At 75.4% G+C, this 18,621-nt stretch carries 17 protein-coding genes; 14 read left to right on the top strand and 3 right to left on the bottom strand.

From position 1 onward, the window contains the following. Positions 1–197: 197 nt before the first annotated feature. Complete coding sequence (gene glmS / locus FHX32_RS05660; RefSeq protein ID WP_167179778.1) at positions 198–2,111, top strand: glutamine--fructose-6-phosphate transaminase (isomerizing); 1,914 nt, start codon at positions 198–200, stop codon at positions 2,109–2,111. A gap of 145 nt (positions 2,112–2,256) precedes the next feature. Here glmS and FHX32_RS05655 read toward each other — a convergent pair whose 3' ends face one another. After that, positions 2,257–3,936 (bottom strand): alpha/beta hydrolase, encoded by a 1,680-nt coding sequence (locus FHX32_RS05655; protein ID WP_167179777.1) that lies wholly within the window; start codon positions 3,934–3,936, stop codon positions 2,257–2,259. Next, the gene (locus FHX32_RS05650; protein ID WP_167179776.1) at positions 3,933–4,229 is read right to left on the bottom strand and encodes a hypothetical protein; all 297 of its coding nucleotides are present in this window, start codon (positions 4,227–4,229) and stop codon (positions 3,933–3,935) included. The genes FHX32_RS05655 and FHX32_RS05650 overlap by 4 nt, the downstream gene beginning before the upstream one ends. Positions 4,230–4,404: 175 nt before the next feature. On the opposite strand from FHX32_RS05650, the gene FHX32_RS05645 reads away from it, so the two are divergent. From FHX32_RS05645 to ung, 6 genes are all read left to right on the top strand, one after another. Continuing rightward, positions 4,405–4,773 carry a holo-ACP synthase gene (locus FHX32_RS05645; protein WP_167179775.1) on the top strand — a complete coding sequence of 123 codons (369 nt, stop codon included), beginning with the start codon at positions 4,405–4,407 and terminating at the stop codon, positions 4,771–4,773. Positions 4,774–4,812: 39 nt separating this feature from the next. Continuing rightward, on the top strand, positions 4,813–6,282 hold the full coding sequence (locus FHX32_RS05640) for an NAD(P)H-hydrate dehydratase (RefSeq protein ID WP_167179774.1): 1,470 nt from the start codon (positions 4,813–4,815) through the stop codon (positions 6,280–6,282). A 57-nt stretch (positions 6,283–6,339) separates the two neighbouring features. Further along, positions 6,340–7,458, top strand: a complete 1,119-nt coding sequence (gene alr, locus FHX32_RS05635; RefSeq protein ID WP_167179773.1) for an alanine racemase — start codon at positions 6,340–6,342, stop codon at positions 7,456–7,458. A 76-nt stretch (positions 7,459–7,534) separates the two neighbouring features. Beyond that, on the top strand, positions 7,535–8,608 hold the full coding sequence (locus tag FHX32_RS05630; protein ID WP_486481082.1) for an alpha/beta fold hydrolase: 1,074 nt from the start codon (positions 7,535–7,537) through the stop codon (positions 8,606–8,608). Between the two features lie 13 nt (positions 8,609–8,621). After that, complete coding sequence (gene tsaE, locus FHX32_RS05625; protein WP_167179771.1) at positions 8,622–9,104, top strand: tRNA (adenosine(37)-N6)-threonylcarbamoyltransferase complex ATPase subunit type 1 TsaE; 483 nt, start codon at positions 8,622–8,624, stop codon at positions 9,102–9,104. Between the two features lie 60 nt (positions 9,105–9,164). Further along, entirely contained in the window at positions 9,165–9,866 is a 702-nt protein-coding gene (gene ung / locus FHX32_RS05620; RefSeq protein WP_167179770.1) for a uracil-DNA glycosylase, read from the top strand. Positions 9,867–9,906: 40 nt separating this feature from the next. Here the strand turns inward: ung and FHX32_RS05615 are convergent, their stop codons facing one another. After that, positions 9,907–10,623, bottom strand: coding sequence for a helix-turn-helix domain-containing protein (locus FHX32_RS05615; RefSeq protein ID WP_167179769.1), 717 nt, complete (start codon positions 10,621–10,623; stop codon positions 9,907–9,909). 261 nt (positions 10,624–10,884) lie between these two features. Here FHX32_RS05615 and tsaB point away from each other — a divergent pair, with 261 nt between their 5' ends. The 7 genes from tsaB to FHX32_RS05580 all read left to right on the top strand — a co-directional run bounded on the left by tsaB (position 10,885) and on the right by FHX32_RS05580 (position 18,599). Further along, on the top strand, positions 10,885–11,562 hold the full coding sequence (gene tsaB, locus FHX32_RS05610) for a tRNA (adenosine(37)-N6)-threonylcarbamoyltransferase complex dimerization subunit type 1 TsaB (RefSeq protein ID WP_167179768.1): 678 nt from the start codon (positions 10,885–10,887) through the stop codon (positions 11,560–11,562). Further along, entirely contained in the window at positions 11,559–12,038 is a 480-nt protein-coding gene (rimI, locus tag FHX32_RS05605; RefSeq protein WP_486480920.1) for a ribosomal protein S18-alanine N-acetyltransferase, read from the top strand. Before tsaB ends, rimI begins: the two co-directional genes overlap by 4 nt. Beyond that, a complete protein-coding gene (gene tsaD / locus FHX32_RS05600; RefSeq protein WP_167179767.1) occupies positions 12,031–13,077 on the top strand; it encodes a tRNA (adenosine(37)-N6)-threonylcarbamoyltransferase complex transferase subunit TsaD in 1,047 nt (348 codons plus the stop codon). Before rimI ends, tsaD begins: the two co-directional genes overlap by 8 nt. An 11-nt stretch (positions 13,078–13,088) precedes the next feature. After that, entirely contained in the window at positions 13,089–13,343 is a 255-nt protein-coding gene (locus FHX32_RS05595) for a hypothetical protein (RefSeq protein ID WP_167182278.1), read from the top strand. Positions 13,344–13,401: 58 nt separating this feature from the next. Beyond that, positions 13,402–15,102: an ABC transporter ATP-binding protein gene (locus FHX32_RS05590; RefSeq protein ID WP_167179766.1), complete on the top strand. Its 1,701-nt coding sequence runs from the start codon at positions 13,402–13,404 to the stop codon at positions 15,100–15,102. Beyond that, entirely contained in the window at positions 15,102–16,916 is a 1,815-nt protein-coding gene (locus FHX32_RS05585) for an ABC transporter ATP-binding protein (protein WP_167179765.1), read from the top strand. The genes FHX32_RS05590 and FHX32_RS05585 overlap by 1 nt, the downstream gene beginning before the upstream one ends. Before the next feature lie 105 nt (positions 16,917–17,021). Beyond that, complete coding sequence (locus FHX32_RS05580; protein WP_167179764.1) at positions 17,022–18,599, top strand: Na+/H+ antiporter; 1,578 nt, start codon at positions 17,022–17,024, stop codon at positions 18,597–18,599. Positions 18,600–18,621: the final 22 nt, after the last annotated feature.

Raw genomic sequence — 18,621 nt, 5'->3', positions numbered from 1 at the left:
CGCTTACGGGGTACGCCGGCCCGGGCGAGCCTGTCGTACCGCCGCCGGGGTCCGCAACCCGGCCTCCGCGCCGGCCGACCTGGCGTGGGCCGTCTGCCCGATTGATGCATATTTTAGACGTGATCGCTCAAGTTCAGTGATCGTTTACCCGGCTTTCGAGCACACCTGGTGAGCGATACTGGGTTAGGCTGCCACCCATGTGTGGAATCGTGGGGTACGCCGGCTCGCGCCCGGCGCTGGGCATCGTGCTGGACGGACTGCGGCGGCTGGAGTACCGCGGCTACGACTCGGCCGGGGTGGCCGTCGTCTGCGACGGCGAGCTGCTGACCGAGAAGAAGGCTGGCAAGCTGGCCAACCTGGAGAAGGTCCTCTCCGAGCGGGCCGCCGACGACCCGACGTCCTGCGCGGCCAGCCCGATCGGCATCGGCGACGGCACCATCGGCATCGGCCACACCCGCTGGGCCACCCACGGCGGTCCCACCGACCGCAACGCCCACCCCCACCTGGCCCCCGACGGCCGGGTCGCGGTCATCCACAACGGCATCATCGAGAACTTCGCCAAGCTCCGCGCCGAGCTGGAGGCCGATGGCGTCCAGTTCGCCAGCGACACCGACACCGAGTGCGCGGCGCACCTGCTCTCCGCCGCCCTGGCCGACCTGCGCGCCGCCGGCCACCCGGACGGGCCGCAGCTGCTCGCCGCCGGCATGCGGGTGGTCTGCCAGCGGCTGGAGGGGGCGTTCACCCTGCTCGCCGTCGACGCCGGGGTGCCCGGGGCGGTGGTCGGCGCCCGGCGCAACTCGCCGCTGGTGGTGGGTCGTGGCAACGGCGAGAACTACCTCGCCAGCGACGTCGCCGCGTTCATCGAGCACACCCGGGACGCGGTGGAGCTGGGCCAGGACCAGATCGTCCTGATCACCGGCGACACCATCGAGATCACCGACTTCGCCGGCCAGCCCGCCAGCGGCAAGGACTTCCACATCGACTGGGACTCCTCGGCCGCTGAGAAGGGTGGCTACGACTGGTTCATGCTCAAGGAGATCGAGGAGCAGCCGCAGGCCATCGCCGACACGCTGCTGGGCCGGCTCACCGAGACCGGCGAGATCGCGCTCGACGAGGTCCGCCTCAGCGACCAGGACCTGCGCGACGTCGACAAGATCTTCATCGTCGCCTGCGGCACCGCGTACCACTCGGGCCTGGTCGCCAAGTACGCCATCGAGCACTGGACCCGGATCCCCTGCGAGGTGGAGCTGGCCAGCGAGTTCCGCTACCGGGACCCGGTCCTCGACCGGTCCACGCTGATCGTGGTGATCTCGCAGTCCGGCGAGACCATGGACACCCTGATGGCGCTGCGGCACGCCAAGGAGCAGAAGGCCCGGGTGCTGGCGATCTGCAACACCAACGGCTCCACCATCCCGCGCGAGTCCGACGCGGTCCTCTACACCCACGGCGGGCCGGAGATCGCGGTCGCCTCCACCAAGGCGTTCCTCACCCAGCTGGTCGCCTGCTACCTGATCGGCCTGCACCTGGCCCAGGTACGCGGGATCAAGTACGCCGACGAGGTGGCCGCCGTGGTGGCCCAGCTCCAGGAGGTGCCGGGCAAGCTGCGCGAGCTGCTGGACCGGATCGAGCCGGTCCGCGAACTGGCCCGGGAGCTGAAGAGCGAGCCGACGGTGCTCTTCATCGGCCGGCACGTCGGCTACCCGGTGGCCCTGGAGGGCGCGCTCAAGCTCAAGGAGCTGGCGTACATGCACGCCGAGGGCTTCGCGGCGGGCGAGCTGAAGCACGGCCCGATCGCCCTGATCGACAAGGGCACCCCGGTGGTCTGCGTGGTGCCGTCGCCGGCCGGCCGGGGCCTCCTGCACGACAAGGTCGTCTCGAACATCCAGGAGGTCCGGGCACGTGGCGCCCGCACCATCGTGATCGCCGAGGAGGGCGACGAGGCGGTGGTCCGCTACGCCGACCACCTGATCTACGTCCCGCGTACGCCGACGCTGCTCGCGCCGCTGCTCACCACCGTGCCGTTGCAGGTGCTGGCGGCCGAGATCGCCGCCGCCCGGGGGCACGACGTGGACCAGCCGCGCAACCTGGCGAAGTCCGTCACCGTCGAGTAGCGCCTCACCCGCACCTCCGGCCCCGGTCCGTCACGTCGGCGGCGACCGGGGCCGGCCCGTGTCGGCGTCTGCCCTGAGCCGGTCGGCCGGGCCGGACTGCCGTCCCTCGCGACCCTGGCGATCGGCCGGCCCCGGCCGCTGGGGCTCACCGGCCGAGCACGATCCGGGCCATGCCGTCCAGGGCCGGGTTGTCGGCCTCCCAGTAGCCGGTGTGGCCGTGCCGGCCGCTCGGGAACGTCCGCCCGCCGAAGCCCGGGTCGGTGGGGTCGCGCCCGAACCACAGCTCGTGGCCGCCGGCCACCCCCGCCGTCGCGCCGAGCGGTGACGCGCCGAGCACCGCCCGCCGGGCCAGCTCGTCCGGCGGGCGGGCCAGCCGGATCACGTCGTCGGCCGCGGTGCTCGCCCAGACCTGGTTGGCCGGCAGGCCCAGCTCGGCGGCGTGCGCCACGCCGACCCCGGGCGAGCCGACGAAGACCAGCGCGTCCGCGGCCAGCCCGTGTTCCCGCGCGGCGTTGCCCACCACCAGCGAGCCGTAGCTGTGCCCCAGCACGGTCTGCCGGGCCGGTGGCCCCTCGTGGGTGGCCCGCAGCCCCTCCTGGAACCGGTGCAGCGCCGGCCCGGCGTCCCGGGCCTGCCCCGGCCAGACCGCCTCGTGCAGGAAGTCGGGGGCGTCGTAGTCCAGCCACAGCACCGCCGCGGTCTCCGCGCCCGGGTCGAGGGCGTCGCAGCGGGCCAGCACCCGGCCCGCCCGGCCCAGCTCGCCCGGGGCGTCGTCGAGGCCGGCGGTCATCCCCGGCACGTACGTCAGCACCCGGCTCGACCGGTCCGGGTTGCCCAGCGCGACCACCGCCCGGCCCTCACCACCCGGCTCCAGCCCGAGCAGGTACGCCCGGGGCGCCCCGGGCGCCGCCAGCCGGGCGTCGAGCGCGTCCAGCCCGGACAGCGCCGCCCCGACCCGGAGCAGCCCGGCCACCTCGACCGGCCCGCGCGGGACCCGGCCGAGCAGCCGCGACCGCTCGGCGAGCAGCTCGTCGCGCCGGGCCCCGAGCAGCAGCCGGTTGGCCTGGTCGCGGGCCGCGACCGGAACCCCGTCGAGGCGGCCGACCAACCCCGGTTCGTGCGCCACCAGCCACCGGCGCTGGGCCGGAGTGAGCCCCGCCCACCAGGCCCGGACCAGCGCCGGATCGCCGCCCGGCGCGGGCCGGCCCGGGGGCGGGACGTCCGCCCAGCCGGTCCCGGCCGCGGTGGACAGCTCGTCCAGCCGCGTCGTGGCCTCGCGGTCGGCCGCCCCGGCGAGGTCGAGGGCGGCGCGGATCGCCGTGCTGACCCGGGCGGCCGCCGGCCCGGCCCGTTCGGTCGCCGGGCTGGCCGGATCGGCGCGGACCCGACCGTGCCGGTCGACCAGCACCCCGGAGCCGTCGGCCAGCGCCACGGCGGCGGCCAGCCGGGCCCTCGCCGCGGCCAGCCGGGCGGCGAACTCGGCGAGCACCTGGTCGGCCTCGATCAGGGCGGGCCGCAGCGTGGCCAGCTCGGCCCGCAGCCCGGCCAGCCGGGTGTCGGCCGCCCCGGCGGCCCCGCCCGACCAGCCGTCTCGGAGCGCGGCGGCGGCACCGCCCAGCGCACCGGACCGCCGGTCGGCCAGCCCGGTGAGCCCGGCCCAGGCGGTGCCGGCGGCCCGCCAGGCAGCCGGATCGGCCGCCCACAGCTGGGCGTAGCTGACGCCGGCGGTGGCCGGTCGCCCCGCCGGGCCGGTCGCGCCGGATCGTACCGGCCGCCCGGCGGGCCTGGCGGCACCCGCCGGACGAGCCGTCCTCGGCCCGGTCACCGGGGCAGGGCGGCGAGCCGGGCGGCCGCCCGGTCGTCCGCCGCCTGGTACGCCTCGACCGCCGCCGAGACCGCCTCGCCGGTCGCCGCCACCCGCGCGCCGAGCCGGCCGCACCAGCCGTGCACCGCCGCCTCCAGCCCGGCCAGCGCGGCACCGGCCGCCCAGCCCGGCGCCGGCACCACCAGACCGGGCACCCCGGCCAGCCCGTGCGCCAGCCGGTAGCTCTCGTCGGCGAGCCGCCCCGCGGCCCGCCGCAACGCCTCCGGTCGGACGCTGATCGCCTCGTCGCTCATCCGGCCCCCGCCTCGCCGCTGGAACACCTACCGGCCCGACGCTAGGCGCCGGCGGCAGCGTGCCGGCTGCCCTGTGGACAACCGGCCCCGACCGCCCGCCCCGGTTGTCCACAGGCGTTGCCGGGAACGACGTCGGCGGCTAATCTGCCGCCCGCCACGCCGGTAGGGTGGGTTCGTGATCGTGGCTGTCGGCATCGACGTCGTGCTGGTCGACCGGTTCGCCCGGGCCCTCGCCCGCACGCCGTTGCTCGCCGATCGGCTCTTCACCGAGGCCGAGCGGTACACCCGCTCCGGCAACCCGCGCTCGCCCGAGTCGCTGGCCGCCCGGTTCGCCGCGAAGGAGGCGGTGGCCAAGGCGCTCGGCGCGCCGGCCGGGTTGAGCTGGCACGACTGCGAGATCGTGCCGGATCCGGACGGCCGCCCCTGGCTGACCGTCTCCGGCACCGTCGCCGCGGCGGCCACCGAGCGCGGGGTCAGCCGCTGGCACCTCTCGCTGTCGCATGACGGCGGGATCGCCTCGGCCGTGGTGGTCGCGGAACGGTGATCGGAGGCGTGCCGCGCCGGCGCGCCGGGACGGAGTGGCATGAGACCGGTGTGGCGGGTCGCGGACGTACGGGCGGCGGAGGCCGGACTGATGGCCACCCTGCCGCCGGGGACGCTGATGCAGCGCGCCGCCGCTGGGCTGGCCCGCCGCTGCGCGTTGCTGCTCGCCGACCGGGGCGGGGTGTACGCGGCCCGGGTGCTGCTGCTGGTCGGCAGCGGGGACAACGGCGGCGACACCCTTTACGCGGGCGCGCGGCTGGCCGGGCGCGGCGCGGCGGTGTCCGCGCTGCTGCTGAACCCGGGCCGGGCGCACGCCGGCGGGCTGGCCGCGTTCCGGGCCGCCGGTGGCCGGCTGGTCGACCGGCCGCCCGCCGTGGTCGACCTGGTGCTGGACGGGATCGTCGGGATCGGCGGCAGCGGTGGGCTCCGCGAGACCGCCGACCAGTTGGCGGCCAGCCTGGTGCGGCACTGCGGGCGCGACGGCGACCGGGCCACCGTGGTCGCGGTGGACGTGCCGAGCGGGGTGGCGGTGGACACCGGCCACGTCCCGCCGGCCGCCTCCGGCCGGCCGAACGCGGTCCGCGCCGACGTCACGGTGACCTTCGGCGCGCTGAAGCCCGCACTGGTGGTCGGCCCGGCCGCCCCGCTCGCCGGTCAGGTGGAGCTGGTCGACATCGGGCTGGCGCCGTGGCTGCGCGGCACCCCGGCGCTGCGGGTCATCGAGTGGTCGGACGTGGTCGACTGGTGGCCCCGGCTGGGCGCGGCGTCGGAGAAGTACAGCCGGGGCGTGGTGGGGGTGGCCACCGGCTCGGCGACGTACCCGGGCGCCGCGGTGCTCTCGGTCGGCGGCGCGCTGGCCGGCCCGACCGGCATGGTCCGCTACGCCGGTGGCGCCCGGGCGGAGGTGCTGCACCAGCACCCCTCGGTGATCGCCACCGGCCGGGTCGCCGACGCCGGCCGGGTCCAGGCCTGGGTCTGCGGCTCCGGGCTGGGCACCGGCGAGGAGGCGGCCGGTGAGCTGCGGGCCGTGCTGGCCGCCCCGGTGCCGGTGGTGCTCGACGCGGACGCGCTCACCCTGCTGGTCGACGGCTCGCTCGCCGACCGGCTGCGCAAGCGGGACGCCCCGATCGTGGTCACCCCGCACGACCGCGAGTTCACCCGGCTCTGCGGGGAGAGCCCGGGCACCGACCGGGTCGCCGCCACGCTGCGGCTGGCCGCCTGGATGAACGCGGTGGTGCTGCTCAAGGGGGACCGCACGGTGATCGGCACGCCGGACGGGCGGGCGTACGTGAACCCGACCGGCACCCCGGCGCTGGCCACCGGCGGCACCGGGGACGTGCTGGCCGGGCTGCTCGGCTCGCTGCTCGCGGCCGGGGTGCCGGCGGACCGGGCGGCCGCGATGGCCGCGTACCTGCACGGGCTGGCCGGCCGGGAGGCGGCCCGGGGTGGCCCGGTGACCGCGCCCGACGTGGCGGACGCGCTGCGCCCGGTGCTGGCCGGGCTCGGCTGATCGGCGGGCTCGGCCGGCCTCGGCCGACGTGATCGGCCCGGAAAGTAGGCTGGGCCCATGTGGCAGGCCGAGATGCGGGTCGACCTCGACGCGATCCGCGAGAACGTCAGCCGGCTGCGCGCCGGCACCGGTGCCGAGCTGATGGCGGTGGTCAAGGCCGACGGGTACGGCCACGGCATGGTCCCGGCCGCGCGGGCGGCGCTCGACGCGGGCGCCGACTGGCTGGGCGTCTGCACCCTGGACGAGGCGCTGCGCCTGCGGGCGGCCGGCATCACCGCCCCGGTGCTGGCCTGGTTGCTCGTCCCCGGGCTTCCGCTGCACGAGGGGGTCACCGCCGGGATCGACCTGGGTGCGGCGAGTCTGCCCCAGCTCGACGAGATGATCGAGGCGAGCCGGCTGGCCGGCCGCCCGGCCCGGCTGCACCTCAAGATCGACACCGGGTTGTCCCGGGGCGGCGCGACGGTCGCCGACTGGCCGGCGCTGCTCGACGCCGCGGCCAAGGCCCAGGCGGACGGCCTGGTCGAGGTGGTCGGGGTGTGGAGCCACTTCGTCTACGCCGACATGCCCGGGCACCCGACCACCGACCGGCAGCTCGCCGTCTTCCACGAGGGGCTGGCCATGGTCGAGCAGGCCGGGCTGCGCCCCCGCTACCGGCACCTGGCCAACTCCGCGGCGACCCTGACCCGGCCGGACACCCACTTCGACCTGGTCCGGCCCGGGCTGGCCGTGTACGGCCTCTCCCCGGTGGCCGGCGAGGCCTACGGGCTGCGACCGGCGATGACCGTCCGGGCCCGGGTGATGCTCACCAAGCGGGTGCCGGCCGGCTCCGGCGTCTCGTACGGCCACACCTACACCACCGAGCGGGAGGCGAACCTGGCAGTGGTGCCGCTCGGCTACGCCGACGGGGTGCCCCGGCACGCCTCCAACAGCGGCCCGGTGCAGCTCGGCGGCAAGCGCCGGACGATCTCGGGCCGGGTCTGCATGGACCAGTTCGTGCTCGACTGCGGCGACGACCCGGTGGCCGCCGGCGACGTGGTCACGCTGTTCGGCAGCGGCGTCGACGGCGAGCCCACCGCCGACGACTGGGCCGAGGCGGTCGGCACCATCAACTACGAGATCGTCACCCGGTTCGGCGGTAGCCGGGTGCCCCGGGTCTACGCCGGCGAGCGTCCGTGAGCGCGAGGAGTGAGCCGGGTCTGCGAGCCCCGCAGTCGCGAACCAGGGTGGCGCCGTGAGCGGTCAGAAACACCGCATCCCGCGCCCGCGTACCGCGACGGGCAAGGTCGCCGGCCTGGTCGGGGCCGCGGTCGGGGTAGCCGCCGCCGGGCTCGCCGCCGGCGTCGCCACCGAGCGCGCGCTGGTCCGCCGGCTCAAGGCCGACCCCACCGACCGGTACGCCCAGGAGGTCTTCGGCGAGCAGCGGTACGACGAGTCGTTCCGGCTGGAGATGCCGGACGGCACCGACATCCACGTCGAGGTGGTCGAGCCGACCCGGCCGGTGGCCGGCAACCCGACGGTGGTGCTGGTGCACGGCTTCTGCCTGGACATGGGCACCTTCCACTTCCAGCGCAAGATGCTCGCCGAGCGGGGCGAGCACCGGGTGGTCGCGTACGACCAGCCCGGCCACGGTCGCTCGGGCCGGCTGGAGACCGGCGAGTACGACCTCACCGCGCTCGGCCGCACGCTGCGCGCGGTGATCGACCGGACCGCCCCGGAGGGGCCGCTGGTGCTGGTCGGCCACTCGATGGGCGGGATGACCATCATGGCCTTCGCCGAACTCTTTCCGGAGATGTTCGGCCACCGGGTGGTCGGCACCGTGTTGATGGCCACCTCGGGCGGCCTGCTCGCCGAGACCAAGCTGGTGGCGCCGGCGCTGCTCGGCAGGGTCGGCGCGCCGGTGCTCTACATGGTCGGCAACGTCACCCGCTACGGCGGCGGCGTGATCGACCGGGCCCGCAAGTCCACCACCAACGTCGCCTGGCTGCTCACCCGCCGGTACGGCTTCGGCACCCGGAACCCGAGTCCGGCCCTGGTCTCGTACGTGGAGACGATGAACTCGCGCACCTCGGCGGACACGGTGACGCGGTACCTGCGCACGCTGGCCACCCATTCGCGGTTCCCGGCGCTGGCCGCGCTGACCGACACGCCGGTGCTGGTGGTGGTTGGCGACAAGGACATGATCACCCCGGTGACCCACTCGGAGGAGATCGTGCGGCGGCTGCCGCACGCCGAGTTCGTCAAGATCAACGACAGTGGGCACGTGGTGATGCTGGAGCACGCCGACGAGGTCAACGCCGCGTTGGCGCGCTTCCTCGAATCGTTGTGAGCATGGAGGAACCGTGACCCACGTGGTCAAGCTGCCCACCGCCGCCGACACCCACGAGTTCGGTCGCCGGCTCGCCGGCGTGCTGCGCGCCGGCGACCTGGTGCTGCTCACCGGTCCGCTCGGCGCCGGCAAGACCGCGCTGACCCAGGGCATCGGCGCCGGGCTGGGGGTACGCGGGGACATCACCTCGCCGACCTTCGTGATCGCCCGGGTGCACCAGCCCGATCGGGGCCGGGGCGGCCGGGTGGCGCTGGTGCACGCCGACGCGTACCGGCTGGGCGACGCGGCCGACCCGCGGGCCGAGATCGACGACCTGGACCTGGACACCTCGGTGGAGGAGTCGGTGACCGTGGTCGAGTGGGGCGAGGGGATGGTCGAGCAGCTGGTCGACGCCCACCTGCGGGTGCGGATCGACCGGCGGGACGACGACACCAGGGTGGTGGAGCTGGAGCCGGTCGGCGGCGACTGGGCGCAGCGCCTGGCCGGCCTGGGCTGAGCGCTGTCGTACCCGCTGCCTAGAGTTCGGCCGACCGATTCGACCGGCGAAAGGTTGCCGATGCCCGACGACGCCCCCACCCTCGACCTGTTGGCGCTGCTGCCCGCGGACTGGCGGGCGGTGCTCACCCCGCACCTCGACCCGGCCCGTACCGCCGCGCTGGCCGGTTTCGTCGCCCGCGAGTACGCGACCGCGACGGTCTACCCGCCGGTCGAGGACCTCTTCTCCGCCTACCGGCTCTGCCCGCCGGACGCCTGCCGGGTGCTGATCCTCGGGCAGGACCCGTACCACCGGGCCGGGCAGGCGCACGGGCTGAGCTTCAGCGTCCGCGAGGGGGTGACGGTGCCGCCGTCGCTGCGCAACGTCTTCAAGGAGCTGGGGGAGGACCTCGGCGTGCCCAAGCCGCGTAGCGGCAACCTCGACGGCTGGGCCGCCCAGGGGGTGCTGCTGCTCAACTCGGTGCTGACCGTCCGGCAGGGCACGCCGGGCTCGCACGCGAACTCCGGTTGGGAGGAGTTCACCGACGCCACCATCCGGGCCCTGGACGCGCTGGACACCCGGGTGGTCTTCCTGCTCTGGGGCGGCTACGCGCGCAAGAAGGCCGCCCTGGTCACCAACCCCAGGCACGTCGTGCTGGAGGCCGGCCACCCCAGCCCGATGAACCCCCGGGGCTTCCTCGGCAGCCGTCCGTTCAGCGCGGCCAACAAGGCGCTGGCCGACGCCGGCCTGCCCACCATCGACTGGGAGCGCTCGGCCGGCTGACGGCTGGCGGGCTCGGTTCGCGGGCCGTGTTGCCGGTCCGTCAGGGGGCCGCCTGGCCGCTCGCGGCGGTTTGTGCGCGGCTCCGGTAGCGGCGCAGCAGCCCGGCGGCGCCCGGGTCGGTCAGCTCCAGGGCGACCAGCGGCACCACCCGGTAGCCGCGGTCGCCGTGCCGCACCTCGACGGTCTCGGGCAGCTCGTCGCACATCACGGCCCGCAGCTCGCCGTACCGGGTCAGCCACCGGTGCGCGCCCGGTTCCTCGGGCTCAACCGGCACCCCGCCGAACTCGCCCCACCGGTCGTGCCACCGCTGCCCGTAGGCGGCCCTCAGCCAGGCGGTGAACCGGGCCGAGTCGCGCCAGCGGACCGCGATCTCCACAGCGGCGACCGGCACCGGCGCACCCTGTAGCGCCGCGGCGGTGGCACCCGTCAGCACGTGCGGCAGGTCGCCGAGGCGGTCCAGGATCCGGTCGAGTCCCAGGTCGTCGATCCGCTCGGCCAGTGGCCGGGCGGCCAGCTCGGCCATTCGGGCGTCAAGCTGCGCGTCGAGCGGCTCCACCGCGACCGCCAACTGGAGATCCATGGCCGCGAGCAGCCGCTCCAGCAGCGGCACGCTGGGCGAGCGGTCGCCGCGCTCGATGCGTGCGACTGCCGCCTGGCTGACCCCGACCAGCTCGGCCAGCTCACGCTGGCTGAGTTCACGCAACTCGCGCTGCCGCCGGACCGTGGTGCCGAGGAGGGTGACCAGACGGGATGACATCCCGGCATGGTGGGCCATTCGGGGAAGAGCTGATACCTCAGAGTCATCAATATGACTCTGAGGTATCAGGCTCGAAGAGCAACATGTCCGATCCCGACGACACGCCCACCGCCCAGCCCTGAGCCGAGGTGCGGGCAGAGCCAGATGAAGCCGGCGGGTGACGTGCGCGGACAGGTGGGCGCGGGCGGGCCGTGCCGAGGGTTGGACGGGCGGGGCGGGCGTGCGTCGGGGGTGGGGGCGGGGCGGCTAGGCTGGCATACCGTGCTCGTACTCGTGGTGGACAGCTCCACCCCCGCGGTGACCGCGGCCCTGATGGAGGTCTCGGCCGGCGGTGTCGCGCTCCGCGCGCAGCGGAGCACCGTCGACGCCCGCGCGCACGGCGAACTGCTCGCCCCGCAGGTCGACGCGGTCCTCGCCGACGCCGATGCCCGTCCGGGCGACCTGGCGGCGATCGTCGTCGGCCTCGGTCCCGGCCCGTTCACCGGGCTGCGGGTGGGGCTGGTCACCGCCGCCACGATGGGCCAGGTGCTCGGCATCCCCACGTACGGTGTCTGCTCGCTGGACGCGATCGGCCACCCGGCGGCCGCCGGCGAGCCGGTGCTGGCCGCCAGCGACGCGCGGCGCAAGGAGATCTACTGGGCGGTCTACGACGGCGCCGGCCAGCGGCTGGTCGGGCCGGAGGTCTCCGCGCCGGCGGTCGCCGCCGAGCGGGCCCGGGGCCTGGCGGTCACCCTGGCGGTCGGCGACGGCGCCCACCGGTACGCCGACGCGCTCGGACTGCCGCTGCGGGCGGAGCCGCGTTACCCGGATCCCGCGTCGCTGGCCGCGCTGGCCGCCGAGCGGATCCGGGCCGGCGCCCCGGGCGAGCGGCTCACCCCGCTGTACCTGCGCCGCCCGGACGCCGTGGCGGCGACCGCGCGCAAGCCGGTCCTGCCGTGAGCGTGGTCCACCTGGAACGGTTCCGCTGGTGGCACATCGACGAGGTGCTGCCCATCGAGGCGGACCTGTTCGGCCCCGAGCAGTGGTCGGCGGCGATGTTCTGGAACGAACTGGCCAACGGGCACTTCTACCTGGTGGCCCGCGACGACGACGGCACGGTGCTCGGCTACGCCGGGCTCACCGCCGCGCTGCCGGACGAGGCCTGGGTGCAGAACATCGCCGTCCGCCGGGACGCCCAGCGTCGCGGCATCGGCCGGCTGCTGCTGGAGGCGCTGCTCGCCGAGGCCGCCCGGCTCGGCGTCCGCAGCACCCTGCTGGAGGTCGCGGCGGACAACGCCCCGGCCCAGCGGCTCTACGCCGCGTACGGCTTCGAACCGATCGGCGTACGACGCGGCTACTACCAATCGAGCAACACCGACGCGCTGGTCATGCAGCGCGCCGAGGCGGCGACCGGAGATGGGACCGACCGTGGCTGACGAACCACTGATCCTCGGCATCGAGACCTCCTGCGACGAGACCGGGGTCGGCATCGTGCGCGGGCACACGCTGCTCGCCGACGCGCTCGCCTCCAGCGTCGAGCAGCACGCCCGGTTCGGCGGCGTGGTGCCCGAGGTGGCCAGCCGGGCCCACCTGGAGGCCATCGTGCCGACCATGGACCGGGCGTTGGCCGAGGCCGGGGTGACCCTCGCCGACATCGACGCCATCGCGGTGACCTCCGGCCCGGGCCTGGCCGGCGCCCTGCTGGTCGGGGTGGCCGCGGCCAAGGGGTACGCGCTCGCCGCCGAGAAGCCCGTCTACGGGGTCAACCACCTCGCCGCGCACGTGGCGGTGGACACCCTCGAACACGGCCCACTGCCCGAGCCGGCGATCGCCCTGCTGGTCTCCGGCGGCCACTCGTCCCTGCTCCGGGTCGACGACCTAGCCCGCGGCGTCACCCCGCTCGGCGCCACCATCGACGACGCGGCCGGTGAGGCGTTCGACAAGGTCGCCCGGCTGCTCGGGCTGCCGTTCCCGGGCGGCCCGCCGATCGACCGGGAGGCGCGGGCCGGCGACCCGGCGGCGATCGCCTTCCCGCGCGGCCTGACCGCCGCCAAGGACCTCGCCGCCCACCGCTACGACTTCTCCTTCTCCGGGCTGAAGACCGCCGTTGCGCGCTGGGTGGAGGCACGGCAGCGGGCCGGCGAGCCGGTGCCGGTCGCCGACGTCGCCGCCTCCTTCCAGGAGGCGGTCTGCGACGTGCTGACCGCGAAGGCGATCGACGCCTGCCGGGCGGACGGCATCGACACGCTGGTGATCGGCGGCGGCGTGGCGGCCAACTCGCGGCTGCGGGCGATGGCCGAGCACCGCGCCGCCAAGCACGGCATCCGGGTCCGGGCACCCCGGCCGAAGCTCTGCACCGACAACGGCGCGATGGTGGCCGCGCTCGGCGCGCACCTGGTCGCGGCGGGCGTCGCCCCGAGCCGGCTGGATCTGCCCGCCGACTCCGCCATGCCGCTCACCACTGTCAGCGTGTGACGGGGGCCGATGTGATCGTCCGGATGTGGGAGGCGCGCGCCGAGCCGTACGGGGTGGCCGACCTGATCACCTGGGTCTGCGACACCGCACTGCCGGAGTTCGACCACGACCCGCTGCACCTGTCCAGCGAGGTGTTCTCCTCCACCGACCACCGGGTGGTGGTCATCTCCAAGTGGCGGGGCAACCCGCGCCCATTGCCCGATCCGCCCCCGACGCTGCTCGCCCGGCCCCCGCACTCGTGGGACTTCACCCAGGTCGACCGCTGATCATCGGCCGGTAATTGGTTCGCGGGGCGAGCGGCCCGACGTCTAGCGTCGAGGGGCTATGCGCTCCTTACCGGCCGGCGATCCCGGCGTACCCGACTCGCGGTCGGCGACCCGCTACCTGGTGTGGCTGGCGCTGCGGCACAAGGCCGTGTTCAGCGCCGGCATCGCCCTCGGCGTGCTCTGGATGGTCGCCCAGGCGCTGATGCCCGCCGCCGTCGGCCGGGCCGTGGACGGGCTCACCCGCCGCGACGAGGGTGCCCTGGTCACCTGGGGGTTGGTGCTGCTCGGCCTGGGCGTGCTCCAGGCGGTCGCCGGGATCCTGCGGCACCGGTGCGCGGTGTTCAACTGGCTCGCCGCAGCGTACCGGACGGTGCAGCTGACCGTGCAGACCGCCAACCGGCTCGGCGCCGCCCTGCCCCGCCGGGTGGCCGCCGGCGAGGTGGTGAGCATCGGCACCGCCGACATCAGCCACATCGGCCACGCGATCGACATCACCGCCCGAGGCACCGGCGCGGTGGTCGCCATCGTCACCGTCGCGGTGATCCTGCTCGGCGCCTCGGTGCCGCTCGGCCTGGTCGTGGTGCTCGGCGTGCCGCTGCTGATGGCGGTGGTCGGCCTGCTCATCCGGCCGCTGCACCGGCAGCAGCAGGCGTACCGGGACTCCGAGGGGGCGCTGACCACCCGGGCCGGTGACATCGTCTCCGGGCTGCGGGTGCTGCGCGGCGTCGGCGGCGAGCCAATGCTGTCCGCCCGCTACCGGGCGCAGTCGCAGGCGCTGCGCGCCGACGGCGTACGGGTGGCCCGGGTCGAGTCGCTGCTGGAGGCGGCGCAGGTGCTGCTCCCCGGCGCCTTCCTGGTGCTGGTCACCTGGCTCGGCGCCCGGTTCGCGCTGCGCGGCGAGATCAGCGCCGGTCAGCTGGTCGCCTTCTACGGCTACACCGCGTTCCTGGTCAGCCCGCTGCGGCAGCTCACCGAGACGGTGGACAAGCTGACCCGCGGCCACGTCGCCGCCCGACGGGTGGTCCGGCTGCTCCGGCTCACCCCGGAGCTGGCCGACCCGGCGCGTCCGGCGCGCCTGCCGGACGGTCCGGGCGAGCTGGTGGACGTCGAGTCCGGGGTGACGCTGCGCCCCGGCCGGTTCACCGCGCTCGCCGCGACCGCGCCCGAGGAGGCGGCGGCGATCGTGGACCGGCTCGGCCGGTACGTCGACGGGGAGGCGACCCTGCACGGCGTACCGCTGCGGGACCTGCCGCTGGCCACGGTGCGTGAGCGGATCATGGTGGCCGACAACGACGCGCACCTGTTCACCGGGTCGCTCCGGGCGGAGCTGGACCCGCACGACACGGCCGACGACGCGGCGATCGCGGCGGCGCTGGCCGCGGCGAGCGCGACGGACATCGTCGACGCGCTGCCCGACGGGCTGGACAGCGCGGTCGCCGAGCGGGGCCGGGAGTTCTCCGGCGGGCAGCAGCAGCGGCTGCGGCTGGCCCGGGCGCTGGTCGCCGACCCGGAAACGCTGCTGCTGGTCGAGCCGACCAGCGCGGTCGACGCGCACACCGAGGCGCGGATCGCGGACCGGCTCGCCGTCGCCCGCGCCGGGCGCACCACCCTGGTCTGCACCACCAGCCCGCTGGTGCTCGGCCGGGCCGAGCACGTGATCTTCGTGGAGGACGGCAAGGCGGTGGCCGAGGGGACGCACGCCGAGCTGCGCGACACCGAACCGCGCTACCGGGCCACGGTGAGCCGGGAGGAGGACTGATGGGCACCGCACTGCCGGTCGCCGACGCGGCGCAGGTGCGCCGATACGCGCGCGGCCTGGTCCGCCGGCACCCGCGCGCACTCGCCGCGGCGCTGGCCCTGCACGCGCTGGCCGCCGCGGCCGGCCTGGTCGCGCCGCGGCTGCTCGGCGACCTGGTGGAGGGGATCTCTCGCGGCACCACCGGCACCACGGTGGACCGGATCGCCCTGCTCATCGCCGGGTTCGTGGTGGTGCAGTCGGTGCTGGTGCGCTTCGCCCACCTGGCCTCGGCCCGGCTCGGCGAGCGGGTGCTGGCCGAGCTGCGCGAGGAGTTCGTCGACCGGATGCTGGCCCTGCCGCTGGCCACCGTCGAGCGGGCCGGCACCGGCGACCTGCTCACCCGTACCTCCCGGGACGTCTCGGCGCTGTCCCGCACGGTCCGCTTCGCGGTGCCGGAGACGCTCATCGCGATCGTCACCGCCGGCTTCATCATCGGCGCGCTGGTGCTGGTCGGCCCGCTGCTGGCGCTGCCCTGCCTGATCGCGGTGCCGGTGCTCTGGGCCGGCACCCGCTGGTACCTGCGCCGCGCGCCGCAGGGCTACCTGCGGGAGAACGCCGCCTACTCCGACATCACCGACGGGATCAGCGAGACCGTCGAGGGGTCGCGGACCACCGAGGCGCTGCGGCAGCAGGCACGCCGGCGGGCCCGCATCGACGCCGACATCCGCCGGTCGTACGCGGCCGAGCGGTACACCCTCTGGCTGCGCACCATCTTCTTCCCGGTCGCCGAGATCGGGTACGTGGTGCCGGTGGCCGCCACCCTGCTGGTCGGTGGCTGGTTCTACCTGGAGGGCTGGGTCAGCCTCGGTCAGGTCACCGCCGCCACCCTCTACGTGCAGCAGCTCGTGGACCCGATCGACCGGCTGCTCTCCTGGCTGGACGAGTTCCAGGTCGGCGGCGCCTCGATGGCCCGGCTGCTCGGCGTGGCCGGCGACCCGCCCGCCGCCCCGGCCAACCCCGCCGCCACCCAGGCCGGCCCCGCCGTGCCTCAGGCCCGCGCGGCCACCGGCGAACCGGCGGGCGGCGCGGGGCCGGACGGGGACCGGCGGCTCGCCGCCCGCGACGTCCGGTACGCCTACCGGCCCGGCCGGGACGTGCTGCACGGAGTGACCCTGGTGCCGGAGCCGGGCGAGAAGCTGGCCATGGTAGGCCCGTCGGGCGCCGGCAAGTCCACCCTGGGGCGGCTGCTCGCCGGGGTGCACGCGCCCCGCTCCGGCTCGGTCACCGTGGCCGGCCGGCGGCTGGACGAACTGCCCCTGGACGAGCTGCGCTCGCACGTCGCGCTGGTCACCCAGGAGCACCACGTCTTCATCGGCACGCTCCGGGAGAACGTGGCGATGGTCCGGCCGGGCGCCGACGAGGCGGCCGTGGAGTCGGCGCTGGCCGCCGTCGACGCGCTGGACTGGGCGCGGGCGCTGCCGGACGGGCTGGACACCGTGGTCGGCGCCGGCGGGCACCCACTCTCGCCGGCCCAGGCACAGCAGCTGGCGCTGGCCCGGCTGGTGCTGGCCGACCCGCACACCCTGGTGCTCGACGAGGCCACCTCGCTGATCGACCCCCGGGCCGCCCGGCACCTGGAGCGTTCGCTGGCCGCCGTGCTGGCCGGCCGGACGGTGATCGCCATCGCGCACCGGCTCTTCTCGGCGCACGACGCGGACCGGGTGGCGGTGGTCGAGGACGGCCGGATCACCGAGCTCGGCCCGCACGACGAGCTGGTCGCGGCCGGTGGCCCGTACGCCGCCCTCTGGCGCTCCTGGCACGGCGACCGGCCCTGACCGGCCTGACCGGCTCTGGCCGGTCCGCTGACCGGCCTGCGCCAATTCGGACGAACGGCGGTGCGCCGCCGGTCCGCCGTACCACCATGTGTGCGGGGGTGGGGTGTGGAGGCGCTGGTACTGATCGTGGTGCTGGGCGCCACCGTGCTGGTCGGCACCACGCTGGGCGGCCGGTACAGCGTGGCGCCGCCGGTCCTGCTGATCACCATGGGCGCGCTGCTCGCGCTACTGCCCCCGCTGTCCCACGTGGTGCTCGACCCCGAGGTGGTGCTGCTGCTCTTCCTGCCGGCGATCCTCTACCGGGAGAGCATCACCACCAGCCTGCGGGAGATCCGGGCCAACCTGGTGCCGATCACGTTGCTCGCGGTGGGCCTGGTGATCGTGACCATGGTCGCGGTGACGATCTTCGTGGAGCGGTTCGGCATCGAACCCGCCGCGGCCTGGGTGCTCGGCGCGGTGCTCGCGCCGACCGACGCCGCGGCGGTCGCCGGGCTGGCCAAGCGGATGCCGCGCCGGATCCTGACCACCCTGCACGCGGAGAGCCTGATCAACGACGGCACCGCGCTCGTGCTGTTCTCGGTCGCCGTGGGCCTGGTCGTCGGCGGCGTCGAGCCGGGCCTGTTCGCGCTGACGGAGCGGTTCCTCGTCGCGTCGGCCGGCGGCGTCGCCGCCGGCCTCGTGGTCGGCCTGCTGGTCATCCTCATCCGGAAGCGGCTCGACGACCCGCTGCGCGAGGGCGGGCTGAGCGTGCTCACCCCGTTCGCCGCCTTCTTCCTCGCCGAGGAGATCCACGCCAGCGGCGTCCTGGCGGTGGTGGTCGCGGGGCTGATGGTCGCCTACGCCAGCCCGCGGGTGATCCGGGCCCGCTCCCGGATCATGGCGTTCGATTTCTGGGACCTGTCCACGTTCCTGATCAACGGCAGCCTCTTCATCCTGCTCGGGATGCAGATCCCGCGCGCCCTGCGCAGTCTCACCAGCACCTCCGCCGCGCAGGCGCTGACCATCGCGGTGGGGGTGACCGGCGTCGTCATCGCGATCCGGTTGCTCTACGTCCACGTCACCACGGCCCTGATCCAGGCGGTCGACCGGCGCAGCTCCCAACGGGCCACGCGGGTGTCGTGGCGGGTGCGGACCGCGACCGGGTGGGCCGGCTTCCGCGGTGCCGTCTCCCTGGCGGCCGCGCTCGCGGTTCCGGTGACCACCACGGCCGGCGCCCCGGTGCACGAACGCGACCTGATCATCTTCACCACGGTGGTGGTGATCCTGCTGATCATGCTGATCCAGGGCACCACGCTGCCGGCCGTGGTCCGCTGGGCGGGCCTGGTCGGCGACGAACAGCGGGAGAACGAGGTCCGGCTGGCCCGGCGGCGGGCCACCGAGGCCGGCCTGGCGGCGTTGCCCGAGGTGGCCGCCCGACTCGGCATCGAGCAGGAGGTCGTCGAACGGATGCGCGGCGAGTACCAGAAGCACCTGGCCTCGGTCGCCGCCGAGGAGCGGGGGGAGGAGCCGGAGCAGACCCGGGAGCTGGACCGCCAACTGCGTCTCGCCGTCCTCGAACACAAGCGCCGGGAGGTCACCCGGCTGCGCGACACGAACCAGATCGACGACATCGTGCTGCGCGAGGTGCAGGCCGTGCTGGACATCGAGGAGATCCGCCTGCTCGGACCGACCCAGAACGAGTAGCCGGCCGGCGGCCGCACCACCG

It is taken from the genome of Micromonospora sp. CNZ280 (assembly GCF_011759515.1).
The sequence above is the reverse complement of the archived record's forward strand: the minus strand, read 5'-3'. Positions and strand labels throughout refer to the sequence as shown.